The 23008-nt window shown below is 68.3% G+C and carries 25 protein-coding genes and 1 tRNA gene; 21 read left to right on the top strand and 5 right to left on the bottom strand.

Annotated features, from left to right (window positions below; translation table 11 throughout):
* Nucleotides 1-27 precede the first annotated feature (27 nt).
* The 4 genes from ACZ5YD_RS12195 (at nucleotide 28) to serS (ending at nucleotide 4523) form a co-directional block, all read left to right on the top strand.
* Entirely contained in the window at nucleotides 28-483 is a 456-nt protein-coding gene (locus tag ACZ5YD_RS12195) for a ferritin-like domain-containing protein (protein WP_379744221.1), read from the top strand.
* Between the two features lie 90 nt (nucleotides 484-573).
* Nucleotides 574-1578 carry a deoxyhypusine synthase gene (locus tag ACZ5YD_RS12190; protein WP_379744223.1) on the top strand — a complete coding sequence of 335 codons (1005 nt, stop codon included), beginning with the start codon at nucleotides 574-576 and terminating at the stop codon, nucleotides 1576-1578.
* 84 nt (nucleotides 1579-1662) lie between these two features.
* Nucleotides 1663-3090, top strand: a complete 1428-nt coding sequence (locus ACZ5YD_RS12185) for an ATP-binding protein (protein ID WP_379744225.1) — start codon at nucleotides 1663-1665, stop codon at nucleotides 3088-3090.
* Between the two features lie 59 nt (nucleotides 3091-3149).
* On the top strand, nucleotides 3150-4523 hold the full coding sequence (serS, locus tag ACZ5YD_RS12180) for a serine--tRNA ligase (protein ID WP_379744227.1): 1374 nt from the start codon (nucleotides 3150-3152) through the stop codon (nucleotides 4521-4523).
* A 12-nt stretch (nucleotides 4524-4535) separates the two neighbouring features.
* Here serS and ACZ5YD_RS12175 read toward each other — a convergent pair whose 3' ends face one another.
* Nucleotides 4536-4883 (bottom strand): hypothetical protein, encoded by a 348-nt coding sequence (locus ACZ5YD_RS12175; protein ID WP_379744229.1) that lies wholly within the window; start codon nucleotides 4881-4883, stop codon nucleotides 4536-4538.
* Between the two features lie 126 nt (nucleotides 4884-5009).
* Here ACZ5YD_RS12175 and ACZ5YD_RS12170 point away from each other — a divergent pair, with 126 nt between their 5' ends.
* From ACZ5YD_RS12170 to ACZ5YD_RS12160, 3 genes are all read left to right on the top strand, one after another.
* Entirely contained in the window at nucleotides 5010-6134 is a 1125-nt protein-coding gene (locus ACZ5YD_RS12170; protein WP_379744231.1) for a tRNA (guanine(26)-N(2))-dimethyltransferase, read from the top strand.
* A gap of 104 nt (nucleotides 6135-6238) precedes the next feature.
* The gene (locus ACZ5YD_RS12165; protein WP_379744233.1) at nucleotides 6239-7504 is read left to right on the top strand and encodes a YihY/virulence factor BrkB family protein; all 1266 of its coding nucleotides are present in this window, start codon (nucleotides 6239-6241) and stop codon (nucleotides 7502-7504) included.
* 3 nt (nucleotides 7505-7507) lie between these two features.
* On the top strand, nucleotides 7508-8467 hold the full coding sequence (locus tag ACZ5YD_RS12160) for a phosphatase PAP2 family protein (RefSeq protein WP_379744235.1): 960 nt from the start codon (nucleotides 7508-7510) through the stop codon (nucleotides 8465-8467).
* A 52-nt stretch (nucleotides 8468-8519) separates the two neighbouring features.
* Here ACZ5YD_RS12160 and ACZ5YD_RS12155 read toward each other — a convergent pair whose 3' ends face one another.
* Together ACZ5YD_RS12155 and ACZ5YD_RS12150 are read right to left on the bottom strand one after the other, a co-directional pair.
* Nucleotides 8520-9404 (bottom strand): RNA methyltransferase, encoded by an 885-nt coding sequence (locus ACZ5YD_RS12155; RefSeq protein ID WP_379744237.1) that lies wholly within the window; start codon nucleotides 9402-9404, stop codon nucleotides 8520-8522.
* Nucleotides 9401-10006: a hypothetical protein gene (locus ACZ5YD_RS12150; protein ID WP_379744239.1), complete on the bottom strand. Its 606-nt coding sequence runs from the start codon at nucleotides 10004-10006 to the stop codon at nucleotides 9401-9403. Before ACZ5YD_RS12150 ends, ACZ5YD_RS12155 begins: the two co-directional genes overlap by 4 nt.
* Before the next feature lie 109 nt (nucleotides 10007-10115).
* Here ACZ5YD_RS12150 and ACZ5YD_RS12145 point away from each other — a divergent pair, with 109 nt between their 5' ends.
* The 12 genes from ACZ5YD_RS12145 (at nucleotide 10116) to ACZ5YD_RS12090 (ending at nucleotide 20420) form a co-directional block, all read left to right on the top strand.
* Nucleotides 10116-11360 (top strand): dihydropteroate synthase, encoded by a 1245-nt coding sequence (locus ACZ5YD_RS12145; protein ID WP_379744241.1) that lies wholly within the window; start codon nucleotides 10116-10118, stop codon nucleotides 11358-11360.
* A complete protein-coding gene (locus tag ACZ5YD_RS12140) occupies nucleotides 11357-12052 on the top strand; it encodes a 6-hydroxymethylpterin diphosphokinase MptE-like protein (protein WP_379744243.1) in 696 nt (231 codons plus the stop codon). Before ACZ5YD_RS12145 ends, ACZ5YD_RS12140 begins: the two co-directional genes overlap by 4 nt.
* A gap of 89 nt (nucleotides 12053-12141) precedes the next feature.
* Nucleotides 12142-12432, top strand: a complete 291-nt coding sequence (locus ACZ5YD_RS12135; protein ID WP_379744245.1) for a 50S ribosomal protein L21e — start codon at nucleotides 12142-12144, stop codon at nucleotides 12430-12432.
* A 15-nt stretch (nucleotides 12433-12447) separates the two neighbouring features.
* A complete protein-coding gene (locus ACZ5YD_RS12130) occupies nucleotides 12448-12804 on the top strand; it encodes an RNA polymerase Rpb4 family protein (protein ID WP_379744247.1) in 357 nt (118 codons plus the stop codon).
* 157 nt (nucleotides 12805-12961) lie between these two features.
* Nucleotides 12962-13639: a DUF655 domain-containing protein gene (locus ACZ5YD_RS12125; protein WP_379744249.1), complete on the top strand. Its 678-nt coding sequence runs from the start codon at nucleotides 12962-12964 to the stop codon at nucleotides 13637-13639.
* 108 nt (nucleotides 13640-13747) lie between these two features.
* Nucleotides 13748-14644 (top strand): 16S ribosomal RNA methyltransferase A, encoded by an 897-nt coding sequence (locus tag ACZ5YD_RS12120; RefSeq protein WP_379744251.1) that lies wholly within the window; start codon nucleotides 13748-13750, stop codon nucleotides 14642-14644.
* 190 nt (nucleotides 14645-14834) lie between these two features.
* Complete coding sequence (locus ACZ5YD_RS12115; protein WP_379744253.1) at nucleotides 14835-16010, top strand: mechanosensitive ion channel family protein; 1176 nt, start codon at nucleotides 14835-14837, stop codon at nucleotides 16008-16010.
* Entirely contained in the window at nucleotides 16007-16609 is a 603-nt protein-coding gene (locus ACZ5YD_RS12110) for a HemK2/MTQ2 family protein methyltransferase (RefSeq protein WP_379744255.1), read from the top strand. The genes ACZ5YD_RS12115 and ACZ5YD_RS12110 overlap by 4 nt, the downstream gene beginning before the upstream one ends.
* Nucleotides 16610-16663: 54 nt before the next feature.
* On the top strand, nucleotides 16664-17662 hold the full coding sequence (locus tag ACZ5YD_RS12105) for a 5-methyltetrahydropteroyltriglutamate--homocysteine methyltransferase (protein ID WP_379744257.1): 999 nt from the start codon (nucleotides 16664-16666) through the stop codon (nucleotides 17660-17662).
* Nucleotides 17662-18735: a methionine synthase gene (locus ACZ5YD_RS12100; protein ID WP_379744259.1), complete on the top strand. Its 1074-nt coding sequence runs from the start codon at nucleotides 17662-17664 to the stop codon at nucleotides 18733-18735. The genes ACZ5YD_RS12105 and ACZ5YD_RS12100 overlap by 1 nt, the downstream gene beginning before the upstream one ends.
* Before the next feature lie 82 nt (nucleotides 18736-18817).
* Entirely contained in the window at nucleotides 18818-19978 is a 1161-nt protein-coding gene (locus ACZ5YD_RS12095) for a DUF63 family protein (protein WP_379744261.1), read from the top strand.
* Nucleotides 19979-20225: 247 nt separating this feature from the next.
* A complete protein-coding gene (locus ACZ5YD_RS12090; RefSeq protein WP_021072750.1) occupies nucleotides 20226-20420 on the top strand; it encodes a cold-shock protein in 195 nt (64 codons plus the stop codon).
* 153 nt (nucleotides 20421-20573) lie between these two features.
* Here ACZ5YD_RS12090 and ACZ5YD_RS12085 read toward each other — a convergent pair whose 3' ends face one another.
* Entirely contained in the window at nucleotides 20574-21377 is an 804-nt protein-coding gene (locus ACZ5YD_RS12085; RefSeq protein ID WP_379744263.1) for an inositol monophosphatase family protein, read from the bottom strand.
* Between the two features lie 155 nt (nucleotides 21378-21532).
* On the opposite strand from ACZ5YD_RS12085, the gene ACZ5YD_RS12080 reads away from it, so the two are divergent.
* A complete protein-coding gene (locus ACZ5YD_RS12080) occupies nucleotides 21533-21790 on the top strand; it encodes a hypothetical protein (protein WP_379744265.1) in 258 nt (85 codons plus the stop codon).
* A gap of 409 nt (nucleotides 21791-22199) precedes the next feature.
* Here ACZ5YD_RS12080 and ACZ5YD_RS12075 read toward each other — a convergent pair.
* A tRNA-Leu gene (locus ACZ5YD_RS12075) sits at nucleotides 22200-22283 on the bottom strand.
* Between the two features lie 181 nt (nucleotides 22284-22464).
* Between ACZ5YD_RS12075 and ACZ5YD_RS12070 the strand changes: the two genes are divergently transcribed.
* A complete protein-coding gene (locus ACZ5YD_RS12070; RefSeq protein WP_379744267.1) occupies nucleotides 22465-22956 on the top strand; it encodes a DUF309 domain-containing protein in 492 nt (163 codons plus the stop codon).
* Nucleotides 22957-23008: the final 52 nt, after the last annotated feature.

The following is a 23008-nucleotide window of genomic DNA, read 5'->3' as shown; positions in this document are numbered from 1 at the left end:
ACCGTGGCGGGAGTACCTCGAGACGTCATGTCCGACGACCGCGTGATCGACCTGCTTCGGAAGGCGTACGGCGACGAGATCGAGACCGTGATGAACTACCAGACGAACGCGATCGTCCTCGACGGCGTGCGCGCCGAGGAGATCAAAGAGAGCCTCCAGACGGACATCCAGGAGGAGCTCGGCCACGCCGAACAGCTCGGCCAGCGGCTCAAACAGCTCGACGCGCGGCCGCCGGGATCCGCGGAGTTCACCGCCAGGCAGGACTCCCTGCAGCCTCCCGCCGACTCGACGGACGTCCTCTCCGTGATCCGCGGCGTCCTCGACGCCGAGGAGGGCGCCATCGACACCTACCGCGACCTGATCGACGCCGCCGAGGCGGCTGACGACCCGGTCACGGAGGACCTGGCCGTGACGCTGCTCGCCGACGAGGAGGCCCACCGGACCGAGTTCCGCGGCTTCGAGAAGGAGTATCAAAGCGACTGACCGCGGCGTTCGGGCCCGCTCCCCTCGAGAGCCGTCGTCACGGCGAGGCCATTCCGAGCGGTTCAAACCGATCGGGACGCATCACACGGTATGAACGACGACGACGCCTCGGCCGGCGGCTCCCCGGACGACGAAACCCGGGACAACGTCCTGCCGGGCAGCGAGGAGGAGCTTTCGACCCCGGACGTTCGCGGTCCGGACTTCCGCGGCGAACTCGACGTCGACGACCTGCTCGAGACGTACGCGACCACCGGATTTCAGGCCACCCACCTGGCCGAGGGGATCGAGATCGCGAGACGGATGCGCGAGGAGGACGCGACGATCTACCTCACCTTCACCTCGAACATCGTCTCCTCGGGGCTCCGCGAGACGGTGGCCTACCTCGTCCGCGAGGGCTACGTCGACGTGATCATCACGACCTCTGGCTCGCTCACCGAGGACGTGATCAAGACGGCCAAACCCTTCAAGATGGGCGAGTGGGACGTCGACGAGGGCGAGCTTCGCGAGCGGGGGATCAACCGGCTCGGCAACATCTTCGTCCCCTCCGACCGCTACGTCTGGCTCGAGGAGTACCTCTACGACTTCTTCGACGACTTCTTCGCCGAGGAGAAGGTCCGGACGCCGACCGCCTTCGCCCGCGAGATCGGCGAGACGCTCGACGACGAGGACTCCGTGTTGAAACAGGCCGCCGACAACGACGTGCCGGTATACTGTCCCGCCCTCACCGACGCGGAGGTCGGCAACTTCCTCTACTACTACCGGCAGGGGTACGACTCGGAGGTCGGCATCGAGATCCTCGACGACTACGACTCGCTGATCGAGGACGGCCTGCTCTCCGACACCACCGGCCTGATCGCCGTCGGCGGCGGCGTGCCGAAACACCACGCCATCATGACGAACCTCTTTCGCGGCGGCGCCGACCACGCGATCTACATCTCGACCGGCATGGAGGGCGACGGCTCCCTCTCGGGTGCGCCGCCCGACGAGGCCGTCTCCTGGGGGAAGATCAAGGACGACGCGGAGACGAACTACACCCAGATAGAGGCCGAGGCCACGCTCGTCTTCCCGCTGCTCGTCGCGGGCGCGTTCGCCTGACCGCGGGAGCCGTTGAAACGCCGTGAAACCACGTCGAAAGGACTACAATCGCCGCCCATCTTGAACGAGGAAGAACGGACACCGATGGACCGAACGGACGCCGTACAGCCGCTTGCCGCCGCGGTTGTAGCCTCGCTCGGGCTTCTCCTCGCGAGCATCTTCACCTTCGACGTCTATCAGGACGTCGTGATCGAGGGGGATCGGCTCTGGTTCACCCTGTTGGAGAACAGCGTTCCCTATCTGTTGAGCGCCGCGATCGTCGCCATCGGCCTCTGGCTGGGGACCGTCTCCGATCGGATCCGATCGACCACGGTTCTGCGGTGGATCGTCGCGAGCCTCGCGGGAGTGTTGATCCTCTCCTCCTGGGTGTACCTCTTCCAGCAGCAACAGGGCCGGATCAAACCGCGGATCATCGCCGCACAGCTTTCGGCCGCGGCGATCCTCGGCGGGATCGTCGTCGGGATCTACAGCGATCGCCAGCGGCGCCGTCGCGAGGAGCTCGCGGTCGAGAAGTCGCGACTCGAGGCGCTCTTCGAGAACACCTCCGAACCCGTCACGCAGGTCGCCTTCGAGGGCGGCGATCCGGTCGTCGTCGACGTCAATCCGGCGTTCGAGTCGACCTTCGGATACGACGCGAGGGAGGCACGCGAGCGGTCCTTCGAGGAGCACGGACTCCACTGTTATCACGGCACCACCCTCGTCGTCGACGGAGAGCTCTACGGCACGGTCTGTTTCGTCTCCACCGATCCGCGCCCCGATCCGTTTACCCCCGCGGAGACGACGTTCGCGGAACTGCTGGCGCGGATGCTCGCACGCGAGATCGAACGCGACCACGCGGCGGCGCGGATCGAACGGCTGGAGGAGTTCGCCGACGTCCTCTCTCACGACCTCCGAAACCCCCTGAACGTCGCACAGGGGCGGATCGACATGGAACGCGAACGAGCGGACGAGGAGAACCTCCGGATCGCCGCGCGCTCGCTCGATCGGATCGAGGCGATCATCTCCTCAGTCCTCGCCGTGGCTCGCGAGGGACGTGACGTCGAGGAGACCGAGCCCGTCCGGCTGTCGGCGCTCGCCGAACGGTGTTTCGAGACGGTCGAAACGTCCGAGTCGACGCTTCACGTGGACGACGACTTCCGGTTCCATGCCGACCCGGATCGGATTCGGGGGGTTTTCGAGAACCTGTTTCGAAACTCGATCGAACACGGTTCGGCGAGCCCTTGCTCGAGAACTCGCGAGGACGCCGACGAGCAGCGCGACGGCGTCATCATCCACGTCGGACCACTCCACGACGGGGACGGTTTCTACGTCGCCGACGACGGACCGGGGATCCCCGAGTCGGAACGCGAGACCGTTTTCGAGGCCGGACACACGACCGGATCGGAGGGGATCGGGATCGGACTCGCGATCGTCGAAAGCATCGTCGAGGCGCACGGCTGGTCGATCGAGATCGTCGACGACGCCGACGGCGGTGCGCGGTTCGAGGTGTCCGGCGCCATCCCCGCCGAGTGAGAGGACCCCCCGCGGTCGCTCCGATACGGTTTTGGGTGCCCCGCAAAAACCCCACGTAAATGCTGTCGCGACAGTTCGTTCGTGAGAACCCGGAGACGGTCCGCGAGGCCCTCGAGCACAAGGGGGTCGACGTCGACCTCGATCGGATCCTCGAGATCGACGCGGAGTGGCGAGAACTCAAATCCCGCGGCGACGACCTCCGTCACGAGCGCAACGAGGTCTCCTCGCGGATCGGCCAGCTGAAGGCCGACGGCGAGGAGGAGGCGGCCCAGGAGGCCATCGAGCGCTCCCAGGCGCTCAAATCTGAGCTCCAGGAGGTCGAGGAACGCGCGACCGCGCTCGAGGACGATCTGGAGGAGGCGCTTTTGACCCTCCCGCAGATCCCCGACGACTCGGTCCCGGTCGGCGCCGACGAGTCCGAGAACGTCGAGCGCCGCCGCGAGCTGTTCGACGACCTCAGGGACCTTCCCGGGGAGGTGATACCCCACTACGAGCTGGGCGAGCAGCTCGAGATCCTCGACTTCGATCGCGGCGCCAAGGTGAGCGGCGGCGGCTACTACTTCGCGAAGGGCGAGGGCGCCCGGCTCGAACACGCCCTCGTGCAGTTCATGCTCGAGCTGCACCGCGATCAGGGCTATCACGACGTCTTCCCGCCGATCCCCGTCAACAGCCGATCGATGCAGGGGACCGGCCAGCTCCCGAAGTTCACGGAGGACGCCTACCGGGTCGAGGGGTCGAACGACGAACCCTACGACGAGGAGGACCTCTGGCTGCTCCCCACCGCCGAGGTCCCCGTCACGAACCTCCATCGCGACGAGATCCTCCTCGCGGAGGACCTCCCGCTCAAGTACCAGGCCTACTCGCCCAACTTCAGACAGGAGGCGGGCGAACACGGCACCGAGACCCGCGGGATCGTCCGCGTTCACCAGTTCAACAAGGTCGAGATGGTCAACTTCGTCCGTCCGGAACGAAGCGACGAGCGCTTCGAGGGGCTCCTCTCGGAGGCCGAGGCGGTCCTCCAGCGGCTCGGGTTGCCCTACCGGATCCTCGAGATGTGTACCGGCGATCTCGGGTTCACCCAACGGAAGAAGTACGACGTCGAGGTGTGGGCGCCCGGCGACGACATGCCCGACGGCCCCGACCGCGGCGGGCGATGGCTCGAGGTCTCGAGCGTCTCCAACTTCGGCGACTTCCAGGCCCGCCGCGCGGGCATCCGCTACCGCGAGGAGCACCACGAGTCCGCGGAGTTCCTCCACACGCTCAACGGCTCCGGCCTCGCCGTGCCCCGCGTCGTGGTCGCGATCCTGGAGTACTACCAGAACCCCGACGGCACCGTCACGGTTCCGGAGGCGCTCCGGCCGTACATGGGCGGGCTCGAGCGCATCGAGGGCCACGACCCGGTCGGCGAGTCCGCGCTCGGCGACGGGGAGTGACCGAGCCCCCGCCTACAGGAACTCGCGGACCTCCGAGTACCACATGTCGTGGTGGTCGACCGCGTCGACCCGCTCTGCGATCTCGACGGCCAGCACGTGCCAACACCGCTGTTCGGGGTCGGCCTCGTCGAGGTTGTAGCGCGCGTCCGCACACGTACACTCTCCCCCCTCGATCACGTACTCGTCCTCGTGGCCGACGACGACGGTGAAATCGCGGTACCGCTTCACGCGCCGCTCCGCGACCGCCTCCATCGCCCGTCGGCCCCGATCGCCGTGCGTCTCGAGGATGGCCGAGGCGACGTCCCCGGTCAGCTCGCCCGCCTCCGCGAGCGTCGAACGCCAGTCGTCTCCGGGATCCACGAGTCGGGGTTCAGGAGGCAGCGGCAAAACGGCGTCGGTGCGACCGAACCCGCGTCGATCGGACCTGCATCGATCGGACCCGCGTCGGAACGTCCCGCTTTTAGGCCCGCCGGGCGAAGCCCGGGCATGGAACTGGCGGAGGGCGGCGTCGTGATCGACGTCCCGGAATCGCGGGACGGCGCGAGCGAGGGGACCGGCGAGGGCGTCTTTTTCAACCCCACACAGGAGCTGAACCGCGACGTGACCGTCGCCGTGTTGCGCGCCTACCGCGACCGGGAGCCGCGCGCGGCGAGCTACCTCGACGCGATGGCCGCCTCCGGGATCCGGGGCGTCCGCGCGGCCGCGGAGGGGTACGACGTCACCTGTGCCGACGTCGACCGGGACGCCGTCGAGTTGGCCCGGGCGAACCTCGAGCGCAACGACCAGGAGGGGACGGTCAGTCATCGCAACGTCAACGCGCTGCTCCACGAGGAGGTCTTCGACGTCGTGGATCTCGACCCCTACGGTACGCCCATCCCCTTCGTCGACGCCGCGTTCGCGAACGCTCGCAACCTCGTGTGCGTCACGGCGACCGACACCGCCCCGCTTTGTGGCGCCCACCAGCAGTCGGGAATCAGGAAGTACGGCGCGGTCCCGCAAAACACCGACTACCACCCCGAGATGGGGCTTCGGACCCTGCTTTCGGCGCTCGTTCGCACCGCCGCGAAGTACGACCTCGCCGCGCGCCCGATCTGTTCGCACGTCTCGCGTCACTACGTCCGGACCTACCTCGAACTCGAGGGCGGCGCCCGCGCGGCCGACGACGTTCTCGACGAGCTCGGGTACGTCCACCACTGCGAGGACTGCCTCCATCGAACCCACGAGCACGGACTGATCGCCGCCGCCGATCGTCCGACACGCTGTCCGCGATGTGACTCCAAGCGGTATCTCGACGCCGGGCCGCTCTGGCTCGGCCCGATCGCGGACCCGGCGTTCGTCCGTGACGTTCACGACGCCATCGACGACGAAATGGGCGAGGCCAAACGCGCGAGGAAGCTGCTCTCCCGGGTGGCCGGCGAGCTCGACACGCCGACCCACTACGACCAGCACCGCCTCTACGAGCAGTGGAGCGAACCGGCCATCGGGATGGACGAGTTCGTCTCACGCCTTCGGGCGGCCGGCCACGACGCGACCCGAGCCCACTACCGGGGGACCGCGTTCAAGACGCGGGCGTCGATCCCCGAGATGCGCGAGGCGGTTCTGGGGGAGTGAGGGCTCTCCGGATATGAGGCTTTCCCGGGGTGGGATTTCCTCGGGGAGTGCGATCCCTCCGAGAGACCCCCTGGCTTTTGTACGATAGCGCCGAACTCCGTGCCGTGCGAGAGACGATCGACGCGACCGTCCGGACGGCCCGAGCGATAGTCGCGACCGTTCAACGGGCGGACGTCACGTTCCTGGCCGCCAGCGTCGCCTACTACGCGTTCATTTCGCTCATCCCCTCGCTTTTGCTCCTCGTCTCGGTCGCGAGCCTCCTCGTCGGCGACGCGTTCGCGGCCGTCGTCCTGGCCGAGAGCCGGCAGTTCCTCACGCCGGCCGGACAGGACGCCGTCGCGGCGGCCATCGCCTCCGCGGAGGGTCGGACCGGGGCGACCGTCCTCGGCGTCGCGGTGCTCGTCTGGTCGACCCTCAAGGTGTTTCGCGGCCTCGACACCGCCTTTCAGGCCGTCTACGGGATCGAGGACGATCCGAGCCTGCTCGAGGAGCTGTCGGACGCCGCCTCGGTCGCGGCCGGGATCGGAACCGGCATCCTGGTCATGTTCGCGTTGGGCGCGCTGATCGCGACGGCCGGCGGCGGCCGGCTCGCGGGACTCGGACCGTTCGCCGGGGTCGCGGGGCTCCTCGTCTTGCCGGTCGTGCTCGCGATCGTCTTCGTTCCGATGTACTACATCCTCCCCAACCGGCCGATGACGCTCCGGGAGGCGCTGCCCGGTGCGGTTCTCGCGGCGGTCGGGTGGACGCTGTTACAGGGCGGCTTTCAGGTCTACGCCGCCGGAGCCGGCCAGTATCAGGTCTACGGCGTCATCGGCGGCGTCCTCCTGCTCGTCACCTGGCTGTATCTCGCGGCGATGATCGTCATCGTCGGCGCGGTCGCAAACGCCGTGCTTGCGGACCGGCAACTCCAAGGGGACCCCGGCCCAGCGACCGATATGGGCGACCGCGAGGACACCGACGCGCGCGCCGGCGACGAGGAGGAGACGCCGCGCGGCGCACCCGACGTCGCCGCGCTCTCGGAGGAAGTCGCCGAGCTTCGCGCCGACTTCGAGACCTTCGAGGACGACGTCGAACGCCGGACGGTCGACAGACCGCGGATCGAGACGGAGCTGAAGGCCTACGTCCGCAGACGGATGCGGAGGGGCCACGCACGCGGATGGGGGCCGTACCTCGTACTGCTGTACGGCACCGTCCTCACCCTCGGCGCGTTCTACTTCCTGAAGGGGATCTACGCGATCGCCGCGATGGTGATCCTCGGCCTCTCGACGCTCGGGCTCTACACCCTGTTCGTCATCGTCGGGATCGGGTTCAACGCGCTGGAGGCGCCGGGGCGGGCGATGGAGTACGTCCGCGACCGCGGCGAGGAGTGACCGATGGGGCGTGGCATCGGCGAGTCCGCGGTCGTCGACGCGCTCCCGGACGTCGCCGTCGTCGTCGGGGCGGCGGTCACCACCCTCGGGGACACCTGGTTCGTCTTCGTCCTGCTCGCGAGCGTCTACTGGTTCCTGTCGCAGCGGTTCGCGAGCGATCCGAGGCGGTCCGGCGCGACGCTCGTCGCGATCGTGACCGGCACGCTCGCGGCTCTCACGCTGTTGAAGGTCGGGTTCGGCGTCCCGCGCCCGCCGGCAGCGGCCACCCCGGCGGCGGCCCCCGGCTGGCTGCCGGCCGTCCTCGAGGGCTGGTTCGCGGGCACGACCGAATCCGACGGGTTCGGGTTCCCGAGCGGGCACGCGACCGGCGCGGCCGTGACCTACCTCGGACTGGCGGTCGTCCTCGACCGGCTGGGCGGCCGCCGACCGCGGCTCGCCCTCGGGGGTCTCCTCGCGGTCGCGGTGGGGCTCTCGCGGGTCGTCATCGAGGTCCACTACCTCGTCGACGTCCTCGCCGGCTGGCTGCTCGGCGCGGGCCTGTTGGCGGCGGGCCTCGCGCTCGCGCGGAGCTTCGACGATCGTGTCGGCTTCGACGGCCGTTCCGGATTCGACGATCGCTCCGGCAGCCTCGATCCGACCCGGCCGTTCCTCGCGGCCGCGGCCGTCGGCGTGCTCGGCGTCCTGGTCGCCTTCGGGCTCGGGGAACCGGGGAGCGTCGCCGACGCGAGCGTCGCGGTGGGAACGGCGCTCGGGGGTGCGGTCGGATGGACTCGCTGTGAGGGCTCGGAACCTCCGGTGTCGCTTCCGATCGCGGCCGGCGCGTTCGCCGTCTCCGGGCCGCTGTGGCTGCTCGCGTTGACCGACCTGGCTCCGTCGATCGCCGGCGCGGTGCCGGCGTTCCTCGCGAGCGCGGTCATCCTCGCGGCGCCGCGACTCTCGGAACGAGTGGCGGGGAGAAATTGACCGTCCGGGAGCGGAGTGGCCGGCGTACGGGTTCTCTCACCGATTTGCGAACTCACTCCGGACGCGGGTCGTCCGCGTCCTCGGCGCGTTCGTGGTCGTCTCCGCCGCGGGTCCCCTCGGGGCCGCCCCCGAACCGTGACTCCCCGTACCGCTCCGCAAGATCGTCGGCGTACGACAGCTTGTCGTTGGCCTTCCGGAAGACGCCGAGCAGGGTGTGTACCTCCCGATCGGTCGGGTGGGCGCGCCCGAGTACGCGCCGAAAGAGCGTCTCACAGCGGTCGCGACGGTGCTCGCGGTGGTCGGCGTGTTCGAGGAACTCGCCGAAGTACTCGTGGAGCCGCTCGACGTCGCCCTCGGGGGCCCGCTCGCGCTCGACGTCGGGGAGCTGGTACTCCTCGACGGTGAGTTCGCGAAGCTCGTACAACAGGACGGTCGCGGCCTGTCCGAGGTTGAGAACGGGGTACTCCTCGTCGGCCGGGATCGAACAGACCTGATCGAGGCGGGCGAGCTCGTCGTTGTTCAGTCCCTTGCTCTCGCGGCCGAAGACGAGGGCGGTTTGCGTCTCGACGGTCGAAAGCGACTGGCGCAGCTCCGCGGGCGTCGAGAACGGATACCGGACGTGGCGTCTCGCGTCCTCGCCGGTGATCGCCGTACACCCGACCGTGTGGTACGTCGAGACCACCTCCTCGAAGGTCACCGTCTCGGCGTTCGGCAGGACGTCCTGGCGGGCGTGGCCGGCGAACCCGTAGGCCTCGCCGTCCTCCGGAAGTTCCGGCGGGTCGACGAGCTTGAGGTCGGAGAGCCCGAAGTTCTTCATCGCGCGGGCGATCGTTCCCACGTTTCCCGGCGTCTCCGGCTCGACCACGACGACGACGGGGTCCGTCGAACGCGGTTGCGACGCGGTGGTCTCGCCGGACCCGGCGTCCGGCTCGCTCATCGGTCCGCCCGCGGGTAGTCCGTCGAGAGGTCCAGATCGCTTTCGGCGATCTCCTCCTCGTCGATCCGGTCGGCCTCGCGTTCGGCGGCCGCCTCCTCGTCCTCGACGTACGAGCGGATGTCGATCCGCCGTCCCTCGAAGCCCGCCTCGATCCGCTCTTGGATCTCGTTTTGTCCGGGCGGGTCCGGAAGCCCCTCGGGGTCGGCGTCGACGTGCTCGAGGCCGCCATAGTCCTCCGGCGCGCGGTTTCCGGCGGCGTACCACTCGTGGAAGCGGTCGGCGAACGCCGACGATCCGCGATGGTCGCTTCCGCCCGCCTCCCGGAACCAGTAGAGGAAGTCGGGCTCGTGGTCGTGACACAACAGGAGCTCGCCGAGCGGCTCGCCGTAGACGACCTCCGCCGGGGTCGCGCGGTGGAGGTTCTCCTCGCCGTGTTCGATGTAGCAGGCGTCACACGGCTCCTCGACGAGCTTCTGGAGACGGACCAGTCGTTCACGCGGCTCCTCGGGGATCTCCTCGAGCGGCTTGAACTCCCCGTCCTCGTCGAATATCTCGGACTCCTCGAACCGCCAGCCGCGGAGCCCGACGCTCACCTTCGACATGTGCGGATCTGGGCGACGAGGCGGTATAAACACGTTCCTTAGAGTCGTCCGGTCTGGTCGCCCATCCGCTTTCGGACCGCCTATGGTGCTCGCGTTCCTCCCGTCGGGCATGCGAACTGTAGACGCGGCGGGACTCGAGATCGGGGACGACCGCCCCCCGCGGATCATGGGCGTGCTCAACGTCTCCGAGGAGTCGCCCTACGACCCGAGCGTCTTCGACGATCCGGGCGAGGCGGCCGAGTACGTCGACGCCGAGCTGATCGCGGAGGGCGCCGACATCGTCGACGTCGGCCTGGAGTCGGCGAACAAGCGGTTCGAGGTGCTCTCGGCCGACCAGGAGCTCGACCGGCTCGACACGGCGATCGAGGCGATGGAGTCGACCGCGGGCGACGCGGTCTGGTCGATCGAGACGCGCTATCACGAGGTCGCGGCGGCGGCCCTCGATCGGGGATTCGACATGGTCAACGACGTCTGCGGGTTCGCGGACCCGGAGATGCCCGCGGTCTGTGCGGACCGGGAGGCGGCCGTGGTGAAGATGGCCTCCCCGCCGGACCTCGAGCGTCCGGGCGCGATCGCGGACGTCGACGACATCTACGACGCGCTCGCCCGAAACGGGTTCACCGACCGCACGATCCTCGATCCGGCCTTCGGCGGCTGGACCGAGGAGAAGACCCTCGCGGACGACCGGGAGACGTTCCGCCGGCTTCGCGAGTTCCGCGGCTACGGCCGTCCGATCCTCGTGTCCATCAACCGGAAGAACTTCCTTCGCGACGTCGTCGACCGCGAGACGGAGGGGGCGCTCCCGGCCTCGCTCGCCGCGACGTCCATGGCGGTCGAGCGCGGCGCCCACGTGATCCGCACCCACGACGTCGCGGAGACCCGCGACGCCGCCGCGATCGGCGCGGAGTTCGCCCGCGATCGGATCCGAGAGACCGTCCCGGGAGCCGAGCTCGAGGAACTCGACGTGACGGCGCCACGTGAGGCGGCACGACATCTCGACCGGGTCGGAGCAAACGCCGACATCGCGGACGAAAGCGTCATCCGGGTGGTCGAAGCCTCCGGTCTCGATCGGGATCGGCTCCGTGCCCTCGCGGCCGCCGTCGAGGGGACCGGCGTCGCGTTCGCGACCGACGGAACGGCAGGGACCGCCGAGTCCACCCGATCGGAGACGCCCGCGACGGATGGGTCCGGCGACGCCACCGGATCCGGTGCCGGGGACGCGACCGCGCGGGGACTGCTCGTCGGCACGCCGGCCGCCCTCGAGCGCGCGAGCGAGCGACTCGTCGACGGGGAGTTCGCGGCGGCAGCCGAGATCGGCTCCGTGCTGGCTCGGATCGCGGACCCCGATCGATGAACTTCGAGACCTGGGAGCCGGTCTACGAGGCCGTCCTCGACGACTTCGGCTTCGACCGGGGCGCCGACGAGCGCGCTCGTGACGTCGCAGATGGGTTCGCGACGCCGTTCGATCTCGGCCGGTTCGACGGACTGGCGGGCGCGACCGTGGCGATCGCGGGCGCCGGACCGTCGATCGAGAACGCGTCCGCAGCCCGCCGCGCCCGCGAGGCCGACGCGGTCCTCGCGGCCTCCACCGCCGCGGACGTCCTGCTCGCAGCGGACGTTGCGATCGATGCGATGGTCACCGACCTCGACAAGAATCCGGAGACGGCGCGCCGGCTGAGCGAGTCCGGCGTTCCCGTGGTCGCCCACGCCCACGGCGACAACGTGCCGGCGGTTCGCGAGTGGCTGCCGCGGTTTCGGACGGAACACGTCCTCGCGACCACGCAGGCCCGTCCGCGCGGTGACGTCCGCGGGTTCGGCGGCTTCACCGACGGCGACCGGGCGGCGTTTCTCGCGGACCACTTCGGGGCCGCCGAGCTCGTCTTCGTCGGCTGGGACCTCGAGGACCCGACGGTCGATCCGACGAAGGCGAGAAAGCTCCGGTGGGCCGGGCGTCTGCTCGCCTGGCTCGAGGCGCGCCGCTGCGACCGGTTCGACGTGCTCGAGGAACGGCGACCGTCGGTGCCTGCCGGCTGGCCGATGGAGTGACGGGACGGGGCGGGTGCCCGTGAACCAGTGACGTCCCCGACCCGTAACGCACCATTTATAACCGCGCCGACGGTACTGGTCCCACGACCATGCCGAGTTCCAACGGGCCCAACAAGGCGACGCGCAACAAGCTCTCGAACGCGCCGCGCGAGCGCGGCACCTCGCCGCCGCAGCGAGCCATCCAGGAGTACGAGGAGGGCCAGAAGGTCCACCTCAAGATCGACCCGAGCGTACAGAAGGGTCGCTTCCACCCCCGATTCGACGGCCACACCGGAACGGTCGTCGGCAAGCAGGGATCCGCGTTCAAAGTGGAGATCACGGACGGCGGCAAGACGAAGACGCTCATCGTCTCGGCCGCCCACATGCGCGCACAGAACTGATCGGAGCCATCCGAGATGAGCATCTTCAAGGAGAAACTCGACGAGGAGAACGTCACCGTCGCCGAGGCCAAGGATATCCTCGCCGACATCGAGGCGGAACGCGCGGCCGACGAGGACCGCGAACTCCGCTACGAGCTCGCCCGCGCGATCGAACACGTCAACCGCTTTGCGACCCTGGAGGGCGAGGAGTCCCGCGAGCTCGTCGAGGAGCTGTGCGAGCTCGAGTACGTCGACGAGCGCGCCGCGATCAAGATCGCCGACCTGCTTCCGAACGACCGGACGGAGCTCCGCTCGGTGTTCGCCCACGAGCGGTACTCCCTCGACGGCGACCAGCTCGACGAGATCCTGAACGTCCTCGCGAAGTACGTATAGGCCCTCTCGGGCCCGTTCTCGATCCGCGGTTTCCGAACCCGACTTCCCCGTCGCCGTTTCGTCGTTCGATCCGACGCCTTGCTCGTCGGGTTGCCGGGTCGATCCGACCGTTCCACGGCGGACGATTTTTAAGTATCACCTCCGCATAGATACGGGTATGAACGACCCTCAGCGCTCGCGCGTCCTGCCGGACGGCGGAACCGACGCCCGTTCGGACGGCGAGGCCGGCGCGGATTCGGACTCGACCGCCGAGCCCGGATCGGACTCCGACGGCGACGACCGTCGGTACGCCGTGGCCATCGACGTGTTGCCGACCGGTCGGCCGGACGACGATCGGCCCCAGTACCAGAAGTCGCCGATCGCCTACGCGCTGGGGGAGTCCGACTTTCGACTCTTCGAGCTCACCTTGAGCGACGACGCGGACGCCTCCGTGGGCGACCGGATCGCGATCGAGCCCACCGCCGACGCCGACATCGTCTCACGCTACCGGGAGGTCGACCACGACGAGTTGACCCACAACGCCGCCGCCGAGATCGAGTACGCCGTAGAGCGGATCGTCGAGGAGAACGAGCGACGCTTCGTCGATTTCTACAACGAGGCCGAGCCGATCACGCTCCGACTCCACCGGCTCAACCTGCTTCCGGGGATCGGCAAGAAGCTGCGCAACACGATCCTCGACGAGCGAAAGCGCGGCCCCTTCGAGAGCTTCGAGGACGTCTCCGAGCGGATATCGGGGCTGCACCGCCCGAAGGAGGTGCTCGTCGAGCGCATCCTGGAGGAGATCCGCGAGGACGATCTCAAGTACCGCGTGTTCGTCGACCGCGGCGGGGAGTGAGCCCGGAACGCGGCGACCTCGAACCGTCGACCGTCACGACCCCGAGGCGTCACCGCGTCTCCGCCGGGAAGCGGGACGTTTACCGGAGTGCCGCCGCTAGTCGAGTTAATGACCGATCCATCCACCCGCGCTGACGGAGGGGACGTCCCCCTCGCGGGCGACCGCGATCCGGACGGGCTGATCCGGCGGGCCGGCCTCCGCGTCGACCCCGATCGGGACCAGCACTTCCTCGTCGACGACCGGGTCCTCGACCGCATTCCGACCTACCTCCCGGACGACGTCGATCGCTCTCGACTGCTCGAGATCGGCGGCGGGGCGGGCGCCCTCACCGACCGCCTCCTCGGAGCGCTGCCGGACGGCGGCCGTCTCTCCGTGATCGAACGGGACCGGGAGTACGCCGCGTTCCTCCGCGAGGAGTTCGACGACGCGGTTCGAGCGGATCGCCTCTCGGTGATACACGGGGACGCCCTCGAGGAGGACCTTCCGGAGTTCTCCGCGTGCGTCGCGAACCTGCCGTACGGCGTCTCCTCGGAGATCGCCTTCCGGCTGCTTCCTCGAAGGCGCCCGCTCGTGTTGATGTTTCAGGCGGAGTTCGCCGAGCGGATGGTCGCCGAGGCGGGAACGAGCGAGTACGGCCGGCTGTCGGTGTCCGCGCGCCACTACGCCGACGTCGAGCTGGTCGAGCACGTCCCGCGTGAGGCCTTCGAGCCGAAGCCGGCGGTCCAAAGCGCGATCGTTCGGTGTACGCCCCGTGACCCCGACTACGAGGTGCCCCAGGAGGTGTTCTTCCTGCGGTTCGTGAAGGCGCTTTTCACCCAGCGGCGCAAGACGCTCCGCAACGCGATCCGGAACACGGGCCACATCTCGGGGCTCGAAGACTCCGAGGCGGTCGTCGAGGCGGTCGAGGAGGACCTCCTTCGGCGTCGCCCCGGCACCCTCGAACCCTCCACGTTCGCCGAGCTCGCAACGATCGCCTACGAACACGGCGAGCCCCACGAGTCGTGAGCGTGAGGTGAACGCCGATGCTCGAGAACCCCTCCCCGTCTTCGTCTCTCTGTCCGTTTCCGTCCCCGATCACGAGGGTGAACGTTCTTAATCGGGCGCGGCAAATCACCCCTACAGGGGACACCACAGTGGTGAACGAACGCTGGAACTCGTGGCTCGCGAGGGGGCGTCCCGGTGCGGTGATCGGCCGATGACGACGATCGAATCGGCCTGGCCCGGCACCGGTCAGGTCGCCTTCGGGACGCTCGAACGGCTCGGGGCGAGCGCCGCCATCATCCTCGCGGTGTTCCTCATACGGTATCTCGTGCATCGATACCGCGCCTCGAGGGGAGCGGAGTTCGGAACCACCAAACGTCTCGTCTTGTCGACGGCGATGGCCGCAACCACGGCCGTCGGCGTTCTCGGACTGGTCGGGCTGTGGGGACTCGGCGACCAGCTATTGGCGGCGTACGGCCGCCTCGAGCTCGGGGCGCAGGTCCCGAACATCATCCTCGCCGTCATCGTTCTCGGGGGCGCCTACGCGATCACGGACTTCCTCGGGCAGGTCATCGGGGAGGTGATCTCCACCGGCAAGACGATCTCCTCACACCAAAAGCAGGTGGTATACCGGCTGACGCAGCTGGGGATCTACTCGCTGGCGGCGCTCGTCGTCATCGGGCTGTTCACCGACAACCTCGGCAGCCTCCTCGTCGGGGCCGGATTCCTCGGCATCGTGGTCGGCATGGCCGCGCGACAGACCCTCGGGTCGGTGCTCGCCGGGATCGTCCTCATGGTCTCGCGGCCCTTCGAGATCGGCGACTGGATCCAGTTCGGCGACTACGAGGGAACGGTCACCGAGATCACGGTCTTTCACACGCGCATCCAGACGTTCGACGGCGAACACGTCACCATCCCGAACGACCGGATCGGGAACGAGGTGATCGTCGACCGCTCGCGGAAGGGCCGGCTCCGGATCGAGGTGGAGGTCGGCATCGACTACGCCGACGATCCCGATCACGCCGCCGACGTCGCCCAGGAGGCGACCGCGGCGATCGACGACGTCAGGACCGCCCCGCGTCCGAAGGTCGTCGCAAAGCGGTTCGGCGACTCCTCGGTCGTCCTCGGCGTGCGCTTTTGGATCGACCAGCCGAGCGCCAGAAAGCGGTGGCGGACCCAGACGAAGGTCATCTCCGCCGTCCACGAGGCGTTCTCCGAGGAGGGGATCACGATCCCCTTCCCGCAGCGGACCCACGGGTCGCGCCCGAACGAGCTGTCCGTCACCGTCGGGTCCCCGGACGATTCTGCGGCCGACGGGGGATCGTCTGCGTCGGATTCTGAAGGATCGTCCGCGGGCGAGTCGGGAGCGGGGACGGGTGAGAGCGAATGACGGATCTCGCGGAGCGGCGCGGCGCGGAGACGACCGTCTACCAGCCGGCCGAGGATTCGGGTCTCCTCGCCGAGGCGGCGCTCGAGGAGGCGACCGGCCGCGTGCTCGAGGTCGGAACCGGATCGGGCTGGGTCGCGAAACGAGTCGACGAGGAAGCCGGCGAGGTCGACGAGGTCGTTGCCAGCGACGTCAACCCGCACGCGTGCCGACAGGCTCGAGAGCGTGGAGTCGAGGTCGTCCGCGGCGACCTCCTCGATCCCTTTCGTGCGGGCGCGTTCGACGCGGTCCTGTTCAACCCGCCGTACCTTCCCACCGATCCCGAAAACGAGTGGGACGACTGGATGGAGACCGCCCTCTCGGGCGGGGAGACGGGTCGGGAGCTGATCGAGCCGTTCCTCGACGACGTCGAGCGAGTGCTGGCGCCGGAGGGGATCGTCCTACTGCTCGTGAGTTCGCTCGCCGGCTACGAGGAGATCCGCGGGCGCGCCGCCGACGCGGGCTTCGACGACGAGGTCGTTCGCGAGGAGTCGTTTCCCTTCGAGACGCTCTCGATCCTCCGGCTGTCCCGGCGGTCGCCCTCGTCGTCGGGAGATTACTGAATGGAATAATCCGTATTAGAAAATATTAAACAGCGGCATATCCAACCTCCGTCGATGACCGAACGAGTCGCGACCACGCCGGGGCTGTATCCGCTCCCGGACTGGGCGAAGGAGACGCTTTCGGAGTTGAAGGGCCACCAGAAGGGCGACCTGTTGAGCGGCGACGAGACGGGCGAGATCGTCGAGACCTACGACGAGGTCCGCTCGGAGCTGATCGACGACCAGGTCGACGCCGGACTCGACCGGATCGTGGAGGGACAGGCGCGGTGGGACGACATGATCGCCCACCCGCTGACGATCGCCGACGGGGTCGAACCCGGCGGAATCGTCCGGTACTACGACAACAACAACTTCTATCGCGACCCGCGCGTGCGTTCCGAGCCGAGCCCGAGCGGCGACGTCGCCGACGACCTGGCGGCCGCCCGCGACGTCGCACCCGAGAACGCCGCGCTGCAGGCGGTCCTTCCGGGTCCCTACTCGCTCGCCGATCTCGCGACGAACGAGACCGGTGGCGACGAGGGTGAGTTCCTCGAGGCGATCGCGGCGTTCCTCGCCGCGGAGGTCGAGGCGCTCGGCGACCACGAGACGCTGTTCCTGCTCGAGCCCTCGTTAGTCGAGAACCCGCCCGGTGACGGCGCGGACGAGCGCGCGAGCGCCGCGATCGACGAGGTGGCCGCGGCGACCGACGCCGAGGTCGTGGTCCACACCTACTGGGGCGCGATCCCGGAGAAGCCGTACGCACACCTGCTCGATGCCGACGTGGACGCGGTGGGGATAGACCTCGTCGCCGGCGACCGCGAGGACTCGCTTTACAACGTCCAGGAGTACGGCGCGGCGGACTCCATCGCCCTCGGCGTCGTCGACGGACAGAACACCCTCGTCGAGACGCCGGAGACGATCGCGGAGCGCGTCGAGTGGTTCGAATCGCAGGTGCCCGTGGACGACTTCGAGACGACCTACGTCACCTCGAACACCGAGCTGTTCTACCTGCCCGAGAACAAGTACGAGGCGAAGCTGAACGCCCTCGCCGCGGGCGTGGAGGTGCTTTCGTAATGGTCCGAACGCCCGACGCCAACCGCGAGCAGTTCCGCCCCGAGACGCATCCGAACGACCACTTCCTGTTGACGACCGTGGTCGGCTCGTACCCGAAGCCGAAGTGGCTCAACCGCGCCGACGAGCTCGTCAAGGACCCCGACTCGAAGTTCGACGCCGCCGACCTCGCGGAGGCCCACGACGACGCCTGTCGGCTCATCACCGACGAGCACGAACGGGCCGGCCTCGACACGGTCGTCGACGGCGAGATGCGACGAAACGAGATGGTGGAGTTCTTCGCCCACCGCATCCCCGGCTACGAGTTCAACGGCCCGGTGAAGGTGTGGGGTCACAACTACTTCGATAAGCCCTCCGTCGTCGAGGAGGTCGCCTACGACGAGCCGTGGCTCGTCGACGAGTTCGAGTTCACGAGCGAGGTGGCGAGCCGGCCCGTGAAGGTCCCGATCACCGGACCGTACACCCTCGGATTCTGGGCGTTCAACGAGGCCTACGGGACCACGGAGGAGTTGGTCTACGACCTCGCTGACCTCGTCAACGAGGAGGTCGAGGCGCTCGTCGAGGCCGGCGCGAAGTACATCCAGATCGACGAGCCGGCGCTGGCGACCACCCCGGAGGACCACGCCATCGTCCACGAGGCGCTCGACCGGATCACGGCGGGGATCCCCGAGGACGTCCGGATCGGACTGCACGTCTGTTACGGCGACTACTCGCGGATCTACCCCGAGCTCAACGACTTCCCGATCGACGAGTTCGACGTCGAGCTCTGCAACGGCGACTACGAGCAGGTCGGGGTGTTCACCGATCCCGAGTTCGAACCGGATCTCGCGCTCGGCGTCGTCGACGCACACACCGCGGAGGTCGAGTCGGTCGCGGAGATCAAACGGAACGTCCTCCAGGGACTGAAGATCGTTCCGCCCGAGAAGCTCACGATCTCGCCGGACTGCGGGCTCAAGCTGTTGCCCCGCGAGATCGCCTACGGCAAGACCGAGAACATGGTGACCGCCGCCCGCGAGATCGAGGCCGAACTCGACGCGGGCGAGATCGACCTCGACAACCCCCTCGCGAACTACTGAGGCCGCGGGGCTTGCCGTAACATCCGATCCTGTGGGATCGTACCGCAGAAGCTAAACCCGCCGGACGTCGCCATATTCACCAATGAGCCTCTCGATCGCGGAGCGCATCGAGTCGTCCCCGGAGGCGGCGTGGGTCGCCACGGTCGTCTCCCTGGCGGCCGCCCTCGCCGCCGGCGCGGTCCTGTTCCCCCGGTACGTCTACGATCGGTTCCTCTGGCGCTACTTCTGGGGGCCGGTGGCGGCCGACGGCGAGGGGGCCGAGTGTGCCGTCCGTCACGCCGACGGCGGCGTGGAGTACCTCTATTCGTCGGCCGCCTGCAGCGACGCGGCCGCCACCGCGGACGCGGTCGTCGCCTCGCCGGGGTACACCACCGTCTCGACGGTCTCCTACGTCGTCGTGTTGCTGATCGCGCTCGTCGGCGTGTTGTTCCTGCTTCAGCGCCTGGAGATCGGCGAGGAGAAGCGGTTCTTCTTCGCGCTGTTCCCGTTCGTTCTCCTCGGCGGTGCGCTCCGGACGATAGAGGACGCGGGCGTCGCGGCCCTGGGTGCCCGTGGCGAACACCTGATCCCGGATCCCTGGACCGCGCTGTTCATCAGCCCCTTCATCTACGTGACCGTCTTCCTCGTGACGCTCGCGTGCGTGCTCCTCGCGTACGCGCTCGCCGACTGGGGGCTCGCGGAGGACTACGCGAAACCCCTCTTCGCGATGGGATCGATCGCCGTTGCCGCGTCGATCGGCTACCTCGCGTACCTCGCGATCACGGTCGACTTCGTGACGTTTCGCGTCTCCATCCTCGCGTTGACGCTCGTCGTTGCGACCGCGTCCACCGCGGTCACCTGGCTGCTCATCGGACGGTTCGCGCCCTCGGTCAACGACGGGACCGGCTACATCGGGCTCGTCGTCATCTGGGGGCACGCGATCGACGGCACCGCGAACGTGATCGGGCTGGACTGGATGCCGGCGCTCGTCGGCGCGCCGAACCTCGTGCCCAAACACGTTCTCAACGCCGCCATCATCCGGTGGACCGGGCGTCTGCTCCCCGAGTCGGTCCTCGCCGTCACCGGCGACGCCTGGCCGTTCCTTCCGGTGAAGCTCGCCGCCGCGACGTTCGTCGTGTGGGTGTTCAACGACGAGATGTTCGAGGAGTCGCCGCGATACACCGTCCTGTTGATGGTGACCGTGCTCGCGGTCGGGCTCGGTCCGGGGACCCGTGACGTGTTGCGTGCGACCTTCGGCGTGTAACCTTCGCGTCCGAATGCGACGTCCGATCTTCGACGTGTGATCCTCTCGGTCCGTTCGCTGCCGAACGGGGATCTGATCGCGGATCCGGTCCTCCTCGGGCGAATATCTCACCCGCGTGAGAATTCCCATCCTCGAGAAAATCGTCGTCTCGTGGCCTGAAGATGAGAATATCCTCGGATTCGCGTTCGATCACGATACCACGTGTCGCACAAGCGTTAACCGTCAAGAGGGCCTCGCTACGGTTGCAATGTCGAAAGGTACGGTTGACTTCTTCAACGACACTGGCGGCTACGGTTTCATCTCGACTGACGACGCGGACGACGACGTGTTCTTCCACATGGAGGACGTCGGCGGCCCCGACCTCGAGGAGGGACAGGACGTCGAGTTCGAGATCGAGGACGCCCCCAAGGGCCCGCGCGCGACGAACGTCGTTCGCAACTGAGCCTCACCCCGTAAAGACGCCAGCGTCACGCTGACGGTTTGCAGTTCTCGACGCGTCCGCTCGGATTCGGTTTCGGGCGCTCGCGTTCGCATCGTTCGACTCGCCACCGGCGGGTCTTTTTACCACACCGATCACGCCACCAGGAGCGACGAGCTACCCTTCGATCTCGTTTGCGGCCTCGAGCAGTTCCCCGTGTAGCTCGCCGTTCGAGGCGACGAGACCGACCGAGTCGTGTCGCCAGCGGTTCCCGTCCAGGTCGGTCACTCTGCCGCCGGCCTGCCGGATCAGGTTCACGCCGGCGACGGTGTCCCAGGGGTTCGTCTCGACGTTCGTGATCGCCCCCTCGAGTCCGCCGTCGGCGATGGAGGCGAGAAGCGCCTGCGCGGAGCCGATCCGCCTCGCGTCGCCGAACCGGGTGACGATCGCCTCACACGCCCGGGCGTACTCGTCGCGCCGGTCCATCTCCCACCACATGGCCGGCGAGACGATCGCCGCCTCCGGATCGTCGACGTCGCTCGTCGCGAGCGGCTCCCCGTTCCGGTAGGCGCCCTCGGCGTCCACGGTGTAGACGTCCTCGAGGGCGGGCATCGCGGTGGTCGACGCGACCGGTTCGCCGTCGACCACCACGGCCACGACGCTCGCCCACACCCGGTTGTCACGGACGAAGTTGCTCGTCCCGTCGATCGGATCGATGATCCAGGCCGCCCCCGACTCGGGGACGGCCTTCAGCTCGTCGTCCTCCTCGCCGACGATCGCGTCGTCGGGGAACTCCGTTCGAATGACGTCGATAGCCTCGCGCTGGGCCGTGCGGTCGGCCGCCGTGACGACGTCGGTCTTCCCGGATTTGGTCTCCGTCGAGATACCCGTTCGAAAGTGCTCGTGGGCCACGCGGGCGCCGGCGTGGGCCGCCCGTTCGGCGATCGTCGCTCGGTCGTCGCGGTCGGCGTCGTCGATCATGCGGGGAGGTGGAGCGGCCGCCCCCGTTAACGCATCGATCGCATCGAAATCGATGAAGACGGCGTCACTCGACCGAACACGGAACGCTCCGCGAAAGTATTAACTCGTTTTCGAATTCGCGTACCTTTATGGGGATGTCGCTCCTTTCGTCCCATATGCGCCCCGAGGAAGCGGTCAGACAGATCGAGTACGCGATCGACGCCAACCTGGAGGAGACCGGACAGCGAAGCGCCGCCGGCTACCGTCACACCTTCGAGCGCGTCGCCGAGCGGGCCGACGGCCGCGCCGTCTACGAGCTCGCGCGCGAACTCGCCGCCGAGATCGCCGCCGGGTCGCGGCCAAACCCGGCGGAGGCGAACGCGACAGCGGAGAGCCTCCTCGCCGACCGCGTCTACACGGACGGCGGCCGGTAGGACCTCGTCTCCGAGCCGTCGATCGCGTCGGCGTCACGAGCCGATCGCTTCGTGGGATCGTCGCTTCCCGCGTACCGCTTTACCGCTTTCTCCATCCGTCTTCCACGTCCACCGGAGTCGCGTCTGTCGCAGTCAGGTCCCTCGCAGTCGTGACCGCCGCAATCCGTCGGAGTCGCGTCCGGATCGTTCGTGGCCGTCGCTCCTCGATCGGCGTCGTTTCAGGAATTTTTGCGAGGGAAGAGCGCTCCGAGAGCGTCTTCCGCATCACGGGTGTGACCCCGGCGATGCGAGGGGAGGGATTTGAACCACTTCAAGACGGCCGGGCTGCGGCCGTCGGCCGTTCCGGGCCGGTCTGGCCTGATTCAATCCCTCCGGTGCATCCGGCGGACCGGCGAGCGGCCCGCACGTATGCGAGGGGAGGGATTTGAACCCACGGACCTCTACAGGAGCGGATCTTGAGTCCGCCGCCGTTTCCGGGCTTGGCTACCCTCGCACGCGTTCGAGTGATGATCCCGATCCGGGTTTAAGCCTCCGATTTTCGGCGAGTCCCCGTCCGGATCCTCGCCGATCGCGAGCCGATCGACCACTCCGAAGCCCCGATCGGCGGGCGTTCACGGTCGAGGCCCAAATCGGGCCACCCACAGCGTTTAGCGCCTCCGTCCCGTGCTGTCGACATGGACGAACACACCCGCGATCCCGGCGTCGCCCCGCCGCTCGGCGACCCCACCGGGTGGCGAAGCGACGACCGCGTCTGGGAGCACGCGACGCTCCGACGCGCGAGCGAACACGGGATCCGGCTGTTCAACGCCGGCGAGTACCACGAGTCCCACGACTGTTTCGAGGACGAGTGGTACAACTACGGCGCCGGGACCGTGGAGTCGGCCTTCCTCCACGGGATGGTGCAGGTCGCCGCCGGCGCCTACAAGCACGTCGACTTCGAGGACGACGCCGGCATGGAGAGCCTCTTCGAGACCGCCCTCCAGTACCTCCGCGGGGTCCCCGCGGACTTCTACGGGATCGACGTCGACGACGTGCGTGTCACTCTCGAGGCGGCGCTCTCGGATCCGTCGGCGATCGACGGCTGGCGGATCGCGATCGACGGAGCCAGACCGGAGGCCTACCCGGTCGACTACGAGTACGTGGAGGAGCTCGAGAACGGGCCGTGAGTGGGGTCCCTCGCTCGACGCGTCCGCCGCGATCCGAACCCGACTTATTCGC

This window comes from Halopenitus salinus (assembly GCF_055397165.1).
The sequence above is the reverse complement of the archived record's forward strand: the minus strand, read 5'-3'. Positions and strand labels throughout refer to the sequence as shown.